This is a genomic window from Methylobacterium sp. WL103 (assembly GCF_008039885.1).
Taxonomy (GTDB): domain Bacteria; phylum Pseudomonadota; class Alphaproteobacteria; order Rhizobiales; family Beijerinckiaceae; genus Methylobacterium; species Methylobacterium cerastii.
In genome coordinates, this window is sequence record NZ_VRUX01000161.1 from 1 (window position 1) to 7,911 (window position 7,911).

Here is a 7,911-nt window from a genome sequence, read left to right on the forward strand (position 1 = left end):
GTGGTGGGCAAGGCCCGGCATCGCCGCCTCGCGGTCGCCCTTCAGGGCGTTGACGCGGATGTCGAGGGGCGCGCGCCGGGCGAGCGCCTTCAGCTCGGGCAGGAGTTCGTCGCCGAGGATCGCCTCGAGCTGCGGCAGCACCCATTCCGGCACGTCGCCCGCGACGTGGGGCGGCGCGTCGGCGAGGTTGCCCTCCGACAGGCGCCGGCCCTCGTCCTCGGCGAGCTTTTCCGGCGCGAAGCCCTCGCCGTTGAACAGCGCCGCGATCGAGGGGGCGGCGAGGCCCTGCTGCAGCCGCAGCGATCCGAGCAGCACCGCGCGCGGGCTGTCGTCGCCCATGATCCAGGCGGCCGAGGACCGTCGCCGCAGGGCGTCGTAGACGAGGCTGGCGATGCCGCCGCGGTCGCCCGAGCCGGCGAAGCGGTGGTTGAGGCCCCAATCCTTGAGGGCGTCGGCGGCCGGCCGTCGGCGGCCGGCGATGTCGGCGAGCACCTCGATGGCGGCGGCGCAGCGGGCGGCTGGAGTCAGGACGGTCTCCTCTTGCGGATCAGCAGGTGTCGCGAGCGCGATAGACCCGGCGCCCACCGCCTGTCGAAGGAAATCGGCGACGCCACGATACGGCCACGCTTAGCCCGCGCGGCGGACACGATACGGCCGAGCTTCCGGCGCGATCGGCGTCCAGACCCGCAGGCTGCGACGCGTCCCTGCGTCGCGAAGGCCGGATGAACCCATGTCGCCCGTGATCCACCTCACCCTCGCCGGCATCCTGATGCTGGCGGTCGCCGCCTGCTCCACCGCGCCGGCCGCGCCCGACCTCACGCCGCCGCCGCGTCGCCCGCTCGATGCGAAGACGCAGCTCGAATACGGCAACCCGCCCCCGCCGCCCGGCCCGCGCTACTGATCGGTCGTCTGCGTCTTCACGCGATGCGGATGTCGCCGCGCGTGAAGACCGCCCGACGCATAGCACTCAGGCCTCGTCTTCCGACGACGCGCCGCGATATAGTGCCTCGAAGTCTCGACCGCCGTAGAACACGTTGGTGATCCGCACGCTGGTAGGCTCGGCACGGTAAGCGATCACGGCCGTATGCTCGAACGGGACCGTCCGCAGGCCGGTTTCCAGGTCGTCGCGGGGACGGCCGCCATGGGGAGCATCACCGATGCGTTCGCATCGGTCCTTGATTGGCTGCACGAAGCCTCTGGCGGTGGGCACGCTCCGGCTCGCGAGCAGGATCATGCGGAAGATGTCACGCAGGTCGTCCAAGGCTTCCGCGCGGTAGCTGACCGGCAGCCTACGCACGGGAGGCGTCTTTTTCGGCCTCGGCGAACATCGCGTCCAGGTTTGCCTGCACGTCCTCGCCGGTTAGGTCCGGACGCGGGTCGTCGAGAGACCGACGAACGCGGGCGCGGATCACGTTCAGCCGTTCCGCATCCTCAAGGCGCTGTCGCTGCCAGAGACGTACGGCATCGCGAAGGACTTCGCTGGTGGACGCGTACTCGCCGGCCGCGACGCTCTCGCGCACGGCGCGGAGGTGCTCCGGCGTCATGGTGATGCTGATCTTCTCAGCAGGCGGCATGGTCGGTCGCCTTCGTTCCGTTCCGACTATGGTAGCATAAAATCCGACCCACCGCGGCGTGCGATGTTCCTTCCGATACAGGAATTGGTGTGACGGACAGGTCGCGGGCATGGCGTTCATCGTTCCGCAGAGGGTCGCTGTCGACACGACCCTCAGCGCCCGCCTCGTAACCGAGGCGGGCCAGCGCCCACGTCTGCCAAGTCGAGCCGCTGCGGCCTGCACAGGCGCACTGTATCCTCGCGCGTCTCCCCGCCTTACCGCCTAGACACGCGGCTGGCTCGTCTCGCGGGCGCGGCGATGTTCGTAGGTCTTCAAGCCGGTGAACACGCGCTCGAGGTGCGGAAGCTTGCGCTCCGTCGCGCGCCCGCGGGCGATCAGGTCGCCGACGACGTGGTCGGCCTCGATCCGGCCCCCGCCCTCGATGTCGCGGAGCATCGAGGCGGTCAGCGGCGATCCATCCGCGGTCAGCATGGCGCGGGCCTGGGTCGCCACCTTCTCGCGCGGCGCGAACCCGTTCGCGCCGGCGATGGCGAGGCATTCGTCGTGCAGGCCGGCGATGAAGTCCCGGCCGCCCTCGGCCGCGACGACGTCGCCGATCGCGCCCCGCATCAGCGTGGTCGCGCCGGCGAGCGTGGCGAGGAACACCCACTTCTCCCACATCTCCAGCACGATCCTGTCCGACAGGCGCGGCTGGAACGTCGCGCCCTGCATCATCGCCTCGATCGCGGCGCAGCGCTCGGAGCGGGTGCCGTCGCGCTCGCCGTAGGTCAGGGTGCAGAAGTCGCTCATGTGGCGGATCTCGCCGTCCGGCCCCAGCGTCGCCGCGATGGCGCAGGAACCGCCGAGGACGCGGTGTGCGCCGAAGCGCGCGTCGAGCGCGTCGAGATGGGCCAGCCCATTGAGGACCGGCAGGATGGCGGTGCCCTCCCCCACCGCGGGGGCGATGTCGTCGAGGGCGCTGTCGAGGTCGTAGGCCTTGCACGAGAGCAGCACGAGATCGAAGCCGCCGGCCTCGGCCAGCGCGTCCGCCGTCACCGTCCGCGGCGCGGCGAGGTGAAGGTCGCCGAGCTTGCTCGTCACGACGAGCCCGTTCGCGGCGAGCTTCTTCGCCCGCGCCGGCCGGACCAGGAACGTCACATCGCGCCCGGCCTCGGCGAGCCGCGCCCCGTAGTAGCCACCGGTCGCCCCGGCCCCGACCACCAGCACCCGCATCACGTCTTCTCCCGAGCAGCGTTCACCTGACGATCCCATGCGTGCGCCGAACGCGCGGCGCAACGGCCGTCTCGGATCACACACCGTCGATCCGCGCGTTCAGCCCTCATGGACCCCGAGGTTCAGCCGACCAATCCGTGAGGCCGACGACCCGCGCGGCCCACGGTGTGCCCGACATCGTGCGGACGAGACGCAGGTCGGCCGTGACGACGTGCCTGTTCCAGCCGGCCGCCGCCGCGACGTAGGGTGCGTCGTAGAACGAGGTCCCTGCATCGACCGCCACCGCGATCGCTTCGGCATGGAGCACGCCGAGCGGGATTGCGGACACCGTGCGGGACTGCCCTGCGAGCGCCGCGGCCATCTCGTCCCGAGGCAGCGCCCCGGCACGCACATGGCGCGTGAGGACATGCCCGATCTCGGCGGCCGCATGGGTCGGTGTGACGAGCAAGTCCGGTCCGGACAGAAGGCGACAGGCGCCGTCCGACCCTTCCTCCCGGATGTACCATTTCACGATGACGCTCGCGTCAACGACGAGGATCACGTTGCGTCACGCAACCGCCGGATCATCAGCGTGCTGTCTTCGAGCCGATCGCCGTCGGCGGGGTCCCGGGAGGCGGCTCGGATGCGATCGGCGTGTGCGAGGCGCTCTGCCGGCGTCCACATCAGGCCGTGGAAGAGGGCGTCCTTGGCGATCTCCTCGGGCACGCGCCCATCTTCGGCCGCTCGCTCGAGCAATAGCGCGATCAGCATCTGATCGACAATCGTCAGATTTAGGTCGCCCACGATCCCAACTTCGCGCCTCGCTGCCGGTGAGATCGCACAAGGGTCGGCGAGAAGAACAAGGGACGGCCGGTTTCAGCCAAGCCTTAGGTCCGCGAGGGGTAATTCGGGCTCTCGCGCGTGATCGTCACGTCGTGGACGTGGCTTTCGCGCAGGCCCGCATTGGTGATGCGGATGAACTGCGCCCGCTCCTGGAAGTCCGGCACGGTCGGGGCGCCGACATAGCCCATCGCGGCGCGCAGGCCGCCGGCGAGCTGGTGCAAGACCGCCGCCACCGGGCCCTTGTACGGCACCTGCCCCTCGATGCCCTCGGGCACGAGCTTGTGTGTGTCGTTGACCTCGGCCTGGAAATAGCGGTCGGCCGAGCCGCGGGCCATCGCACCGACCGAGCCCATGCCGCGGTAGCTCTTGTAGGAGCGACCCTGGTACAGGAACACCTCGCCGGGTGCCTCGTCCGTGCCGGCCAGCAGCGAGCCGAGCATCGCCACCGAGGCGCCGGCGGCGATCGCCTTGGCGAGGTCGCCGGAATACTTGATGCCGCCGTCGGCGATCACCGGGATGCCGGCGTCGTGGGCGGCCTCGACCGCCTCCATGATCGCGGTGAGCTGCGGGACGCCGACGCCGGCGACGATGCGGGTGGTGCAGATCGATCCCGGCCCGATGCCGACCTTCACCGCGTCCGCGCCTGCGTCGATCAGCGCCTGCGTGCCCTCGCGGGTCGCGACGTTGCCGGCGATGACCTGCACGGCGTTCGAGAGCTGCTTCACCCGGCGCACGCTGTCGAGCACCTTGATCGAGTGGCCGTGCGCGGTGTCGACGACGATCACGTCGCAGCCGGCGTCGATCAGGCGCTCGGCCCGCTCGAAGCCCTGGTCGCCGGTGGTGGTGGCCGCCGCCACCCGGAGGCGGCCCTGCTCGTCCTTCACCGCCTTCGGGTAGGTGACCTGCTTCTCGATGTCCTTGACCGTGATCAGGCCGATGCAGCGGAAGTGGTCGTCGACGACGAGCAGCTTCTCGATCCGGAACTGGTGGAGGAGGTGCTTGGCCTCGTCCTGCGTCACGCCCTCGCGCACGGTGATCAGCCGGTCGCGGGTCATCAGCTCGGAGACGGGCTGGGCCGGGTGCGTCGCGAAGCGCACGTCGCGGTTGGTGAGGATGCCCACGAGCTTGCCGCGCGAGCCGTTGGGGCCGCGCTCGACCACCGGAATGCCGGAGATGCGGTTGACCTTCATCACCTCGAAGGCGTCGGCCAGGGTCTCGTCGGGATGGATGGTGATCGGGTTCAGCACCATGCCCGATTCGTACTTCTTCACCAGCCGCACCTGCTCGGCCTGCTCGGCCGGCTCGAGGTTGCGGTGGATCACGCCGAGGCCGCCGTTCTGGGCCATGGCGATGGCCATCGGCGCCTCGGTGACGGTGTCCATGGCCGAGGCTACGATCGGCAGGTTGAGGCTGATGGTGCGCGTCAGCTGCGTCGCGACGTTGACCTCGGTCGGCATCACCGAGGAGGCGGCCGGGCGCAGGAGGACGTCGTCGAAGGTCAGGCCCTCGATGATCGAAGCGGAGCTGATACGGGCCATGAGCCAACGGTCCTGGAGGGCTGCCGGGGCGACCGAAGGTCGAGCGCGGCATGGAGCGGGTTGGCACGGGCCAGTATCATGCGGTGCGGTGCCCGCAAAGGCGGCAACCCCGCGCGGTGCGGGATAAACGCCGCGTGGGCCGGTTGCGTCCGCCGCATGGCGTCCGGGACGCCCCTGCCCGTCAGCGGGTGCGCGGCCCCTTGTCGGAATAGTCCGGCGGCAGGCCGATGTAGTCGGTGAGGATGCCGTCGACGCCGGGCGCCCGGCCGAACGCCTCGCAATCCGGGTCCAGCGGCGCCTCGCCCAGGGTGGTCACGCGGACGCGGTTCCAGGTCGGCAGGGTGAGCGGCGCCTTGAACGGGTCTTCGCCGGTGGCGAGGTAGAAGCCGAAATCCTGGCCGAAGTCGCCGGCGAGGTCGTAGGCGTCGCTGATCCGCGAGTAGCGCGGCTGGCTCGTGAACGAGTTCGCTGCCCCGCCCCACACCATCGCCGCCCGCTGCTCGTGGCGGCGGTCGAGCGCCTCGGCCTCGACGGTGAGGCTCCCGAGGCCGATCGGCACGCGCGGGATCGGGATGCGCCCGAGCCCCTCGGCGAAGCCGATGCCGACCTGCCCCGCCACGGTGACGGCGGCGGAGGTGCCGATGGTGGCGCCCGCGCCGAGCAGGTCGGTCGGGTCGACGCGGGTCACCTGCGCGCGCACCGTCAAGTCGGCGTTGCGGCTCGACACCACGTCGTAGCGCAGCGACAGCTCGTAGCAGAGCGCGCGGTCGGCGTTGTTCGCCACGAGCCGGCGCTCGGCCTCGCCGATGCCGACGGCGCCCGCAACGTTGGCGGGAAACTGCGTCGGGATGATCCGGACGGTCTTGGTCCGGGCGAGCGCCCCGGCGTCGGCGTAGAGGCGCGCCGTGGTCGAGGCCTCGGTGCTGGCCCGGAGGCGGTCATATCGGGAGAGCGAGCCGACGTCGTTGAGGAGGACGGTGCCGCAGGCGCCGAGCGCACACATCACCGCAGACGCGGCGGCGAGCCGCGTCACCGATCGGGGCAGGGTCGATGGACGAAGCATCCTGGCACTTTCGCGGGTCTCGCCGCGGCGTCCCGGGCGCCGCCGACGAACGTCGGGGCACCGCGCGGAAGCTCGGCATCGTTACCGTAAAGCTTAAGGCCGATCCCCCCGTCTCGGAAGGGTCGAGGCCGCGTTCAGCCATGTTCAGAAACAAAGCGTGGCCGATCCGCCACGGATCGACCGGGCGCACATCCCGTGTCAAGCGCTGCAGCGCACGCCCCGCCGACGCCACGAGGCAGGGCGCCCCGAACCTTCCTCCGGCCCGATGCGCGCATCCCAGATCGTCCCCCTCGTCGTCGCCACCGCCTTGTTCATGGAGAACACCGACTCCACGGTGATCGCCACGGCGCTTCCCACCATCGCGCAGAGCCTCGGCGAGGATCCGATCGCCTTGAAGCTCGCGCTCACCGCCTATCTGGTGAGTTTGGCGATCTTCATCCCGATCAGCGGCTGGATGGCCGACCGCTACGGCTCGCGCACCGTGTTCCGCGCGGCGATCGCGGTGTTCATGGCAGGCTCGGTCGCCTGCGCGGTCTCCAACGGGCTCGCCGGCTTCGTCGCCGCCCGGTTCCTGCAGGGTCTGGGCGGCGCGATGATGGTGCCGGTCGGCCGCCTCGTGATCCTGCGCAGCGTGCCGAAGGCCGAGCTGGTCTCGGCGCTCGCCTACCTGACGGTTCCGGCCCTGATCGGCCCGATCATGGGTCCGCCGCTCGGCGGCCTGATCACCACCTATCTCGACTGGCGCTGGATCTTCTTCATCAACATCCCGATCGGAATCGTCGGGATCGTGCTCGCGACGCTGTACTTCGAGGACGTCCGCGAGCCCGAGCGGCCGCCCCTCGACCTCGTCGGCTTCGCGATGCTCGGGCCGGGGCTCGCCGCCCTGATGCTCGGTCTCGCCTCCACCGGGCGGCACCTGCTGCCGGGCTGGATGACCTGGGCGAGCCTCGGCGGCGGCGCCGTGCTGCTCGCGCTGTATTTCGGGCACTCGCGGCGGATGGCCCATCCGATCCTGCGCCTCGACCTGATGCGCCACCCGACTTTCCGCATCGCGGTGATCGGCGGCAGCCTGTTCCGCATCGGCACCGGGGCGATTCCGTTCCTGCTGCCGCTGATGCTGCAGGTCGGGTTCGGGCTCGATCCGCTGCAATCGGGGCTGATCACGTTCTCGGCCGCCGCCGGGGCGATGTTCGTGAAGACGGTCGGCCCCCGCATCCTGCGACGCTACGGCTTCCGACCGGTCATGGTCTGCAACGCGGTGTTCGCCGCGTTCTTCCTCGCGGTGAACGGCCTCTACACCGCGAGCACGCCGCATGGGCTGATGCTCGGCATCCTGTTCCTCGGCGGCTGCCTGCGCTCGCTCCAGTTCACCTGCGTCAACGCCATCGCCTACGCCGACCTCGAGAAGGCCGAGATGAGCGCGGGCACGAGCCTCGCCAGCGTCGCACAGCAGATCTCGCTGAGCCTCGGCGTGACGCTGGGCGCGCTTGCGCTGGAAGGGGCCGCCGCGTGGCACGGCCGCAGCGCGATCGCGGCCGCGGATTTCGGCCCGGCGTTCCTGGCCGTCGCGCTGATCTCGGCCGCCTCGGTCTTCCCCTTCCGGCAGCTCGCACCGGATGCCGGCGCCGAGGTCTCCGGCCGGATGATCGCGCGCACCGCGCCGACGGCCGCGCCGGGCCGGCAATAGGCCGTGGCCCCACCC

Annotated in this window: 9 protein-coding genes and 1 pseudogene; 2 read left to right on the top strand and 8 right to left on the bottom strand. The window is 70.7% G+C overall.

Translation table 11 applies throughout. The features are described 5' to 3' along the window. Nucleotides 1-528, bottom strand: a pseudogene (locus tag FV222_RS11940) (MFS transporter); the annotation flags it as partial. A 202-nt stretch (nt 529-730) separates the two neighbouring features. On the opposite strand from FV222_RS11940, the gene FV222_RS29575 reads away from it, so the two are divergent. Further along, entirely contained in the window at nt 731-901 is a 171-nt protein-coding gene (locus FV222_RS29575; RefSeq protein WP_187273620.1) for a hypothetical protein, read from the top strand. Nucleotides 902-967: 66 nt separating this feature from the next. Here FV222_RS29575 and FV222_RS11945 read toward each other — a convergent pair whose 3' ends face one another. From FV222_RS11945 to FV222_RS11975, 7 genes are all read right to left on the bottom strand, one after another. Then, nucleotides 968-1,297, bottom strand: coding sequence for a type II toxin-antitoxin system RelE/ParE family toxin (locus FV222_RS11945; RefSeq protein ID WP_147814385.1), 330 nt, complete (start codon nt 1,295-1,297; stop codon nt 968-970). Next, nucleotides 1,290-1,574: a ribbon-helix-helix protein, CopG family gene (locus tag FV222_RS11950; protein ID WP_147764317.1), complete on the bottom strand. Its 285-nt coding sequence runs from the start codon at nt 1,572-1,574 to the stop codon at nt 1,290-1,292. Before FV222_RS11950 ends, FV222_RS11945 begins: the two co-directional genes overlap by 8 nt. A 261-nt stretch (nt 1,575-1,835) precedes the next feature. Further along, complete coding sequence (panE, locus tag FV222_RS11955; protein ID WP_147764318.1) at nt 1,836-2,786, bottom strand: 2-dehydropantoate 2-reductase; 951 nt, start codon at nt 2,784-2,786, stop codon at nt 1,836-1,838. A 106-nt stretch (nt 2,787-2,892) separates the two neighbouring features. Further along, on the bottom strand, nt 2,893-3,327 hold the full coding sequence (locus FV222_RS11960; protein WP_147764319.1) for a type II toxin-antitoxin system VapC family toxin: 435 nt from the start codon (nt 3,325-3,327) through the stop codon (nt 2,893-2,895). Next, a complete protein-coding gene (locus tag FV222_RS11965; RefSeq protein WP_147764320.1) occupies nt 3,324-3,569 on the bottom strand; it encodes a hypothetical protein in 246 nt (81 codons plus the stop codon). Before FV222_RS11965 ends, FV222_RS11960 begins: the two co-directional genes overlap by 4 nt. An 83-nt stretch (nt 3,570-3,652) precedes the next feature. Next, entirely contained in the window at nt 3,653-5,146 is a 1,494-nt protein-coding gene (guaB, locus tag FV222_RS11970) for an IMP dehydrogenase (protein WP_147752281.1), read from the bottom strand. Nucleotides 5,147-5,327: 181 nt separating this feature from the next. Continuing rightward, on the bottom strand, nt 5,328-6,209 hold the full coding sequence (locus FV222_RS11975) for a DUF3313 domain-containing protein (protein ID WP_147764321.1): 882 nt from the start codon (nt 6,207-6,209) through the stop codon (nt 5,328-5,330). 265 nt (nt 6,210-6,474) lie between these two features. Between FV222_RS11975 and FV222_RS11980 the strand changes: the two genes are divergently transcribed. After that, a complete protein-coding gene (locus FV222_RS11980) occupies nt 6,475-7,896 on the top strand; it encodes an MFS transporter (protein WP_147814387.1) in 1,422 nt (473 codons plus the stop codon). Nucleotides 7,897-7,911: the final 15 nt, after the last annotated feature.